Source organism: Streptomyces sp. PU-14G (assembly GCF_041028275.1).
GTDB lineage: Bacteria > Actinomycetota > Actinomycetes > Streptomycetales > Streptomycetaceae > Streptomyces.
The window spans coordinates 1-2,212 of sequence record NZ_JASKYT010000589.1 but is presented as its reverse complement, the minus strand read 5'-3'; the positions used below and the strand labels follow the sequence as shown (position 1 = coordinate 2,212).

The window sequence follows — 2,212 nt, the reverse complement described above, 5'->3', positions numbered from 1 at the left end:
GCGTGGGGGACGAGGGCGTCGCCTCCGTGGCGGGTGCTCCGCCCGGGGAGGTCACCGGGGGTGCGTCGGACACCGTTTCGGCATCGCCGGAGGGAGTCTGGGTGGGCGTCCGGGTCCCGTCCACTCAGCCACCACCCCTTTACGGTGCAGATCGGTGCAGATCCGTCGTGATCGATCGCGGAGTCTCGGTCGCGATTCGTCCGGCAAAAAGCGGTCATAGCATCACAAGACAGGCGCACCGTGCGCAAGCACCGGATCACTCCGTGTTGCTGGCCGGTCGCGTGCCGAAGATACCGGCCGGTACGGGAAAAGAGGGGGCTGGAGGGGCTCTCAGTTCACGAGCGAGGTCATGAAACGGCCGACACCCTGGGCGGCACTGGAGATCCCCTCGAAACCTATCTGGACCAGATCGGCGGCGCGTTCGGGGGACGTGATGATCGTGTACAGCACGAAGACGACCAGAAGGTAGCCCACGAGCTTCTTCGCCTGCGCCATCGCGCTGTCCCTCCCCCGGGTGCTCTCATCGACACCCTGTGCCCCTGCGCCCCTGTGCGCCTGTACGTTTGCACTCCTGTGCGCCAGTACGTCTGTTCTGCGTACCCCTGTGCGCCGTATGGCTGTGCGGCGGTGAGTGTAGCGGGAAGGACGCGGAGGGAGAGGCGTCCGAGCCGACGGTGCGGTGCGGTGCGAGCAGACGACGTGGTCCGCGTCGGCAGGGCGGCGCGGGCTGGTTCGCGCGGCGCGGGCCGATTCGTGCGGTACGAGCCTGAAGTGCGGACGAGTCCGGTCTTCGTTCGGGCTAGGGCAGCAGGACCGTTTTGCCGCGGGCGCCGCCGGCCCGGTTGCGGGCGAGCGCGCCAGGGGCCTCGTCCAGCGGGACCTCCGCCTCGATCGGTACGGCCACCCGGCCGCTGTCGATCTCCCTGCCGAGCCGCTCCAGCAGCTCCGCGGAGGGGTCGATGTGAAAATTGATGCCCTCGATGCCGCGCCCGTACAGCGCGTCGAGCGACGCCGCGTCCACGGTGGAGACCGCCACGCCCCCGTCCCGTACCAGCCCCGCGTGCGCCGCGAAGTCCTCCCGGGCAAGGGACGTGAGGTCCACCAGCGCGTCCACACCCGCCGGGTACTCCTCCCGCACCGCCTCCTCCAGCGGACGCTCCCTGACGTCGACGGTCAGCGCCGCGCCGAAGGACGCCATACGGGCCTGGTCGTGCCCGTGCGTGGCAGCCACCACGCGCAAGCCGTCGGCCGCGGCGAGCTGGGTGAGGAACGTACCGACGCCGCCCGCCGCGCCGATGATCAGCAGGGACTGGTACGAACGCAGCGCGGCCGAACCCATGATTCCCAGTGCCGCCATCCCCGCCGTGGGCGCCCCCGCGGCAGCGGTCAGGGGCAGCGTCAGCGGAGCCGGCGCCACGCTGCCCGTCTCGTTCACGACGACGTACTCGGCGTACGTGCCCCGCCCCACGGGCTCGCTCACCACGTGCCCGTACACCTGCTCGCCCGTCACGAACCGGTGCGCCTGAGGACCGCTTCCCTCGACGACTCCCGCGAAGTCCACCCCCATCACCAGCGGGAAGTCGTACGGCACCACGTCCTCGAGCATGCCCTCGGCGATCTTCCAGTCCAGTGGGTTGAGGCCGGCTGCCGCGATCCGCACCAGCACCTCGCCCTCGCCCGGCTCCGGCCGCCGCGCCTGCAGAACCTCCGGCCGCCCGTTCCGCTCCCGCACACCGACAGCACGCATCCGCCCGCGCCTCCCTGCTCCCCCCTGGGACCAGCGGTCGCCCTCTCAACGTACGACAGGCGGCCCCGCCTCGCAGTCCGTCCGCACGGGCGGCACCTCGCGGCGCCGACCGCTCCGCCTGTCCGCTCACCGGCGGTGCGGGGCGCTCACCCGGGCTCCTCCTTCGGGCCGCCCTCGGCGCTCACCTGTACCGAGAGGTTGTTGTTGACCGTGTAGTACGGCTTCGCCGAGTGCACCGCACCGTTACTGTCGGTCACGCGCTGCGCGGGGTAGCGGAAGATGCGCTTCTTGTCCGGGATGTCGTCGAGTATCCGTGCGAGACGAACCGGCTCCTCGTCCGCGGAGGGGCGCAGCCACAGGTCCCATACCTGGTCCCCGGACAGCAGCGAGGCGAAGGGCAGTTCGACAGCGAAGTCGCGTGCCGGGCGGTGTGCGACGGCGTCGTCCTCGGGGCCGGGGCCGGGG

Annotated in this window: 2 protein-coding genes and 1 pseudogene; all 3 read right to left on the bottom strand. The window is 71.2% G+C overall.

Going from position 1 to position 2,212, the window contains the following annotated elements:
• Positions 1–330: 330 nt before the first annotated feature.
• Entirely contained in the window at positions 331–495 is a 165-nt protein-coding gene (locus AB8Z75_RS33705) for a hypothetical protein (protein WP_181856477.1), read from the bottom strand.
• 304 nt (positions 496–799) lie between these two features.
• On the bottom strand, positions 800–1,747 hold the full coding sequence (locus tag AB8Z75_RS33700; protein ID WP_369208756.1) for an NADP-dependent oxidoreductase: 948 nt from the start codon (positions 1,745–1,747) through the stop codon (positions 800–802).
• Positions 1,748–1,893: 146 nt separating this feature from the next.
• Positions 1,894–2,212: pseudogene (locus AB8Z75_RS33695) on the bottom strand (hypothetical protein); the annotation flags it as partial.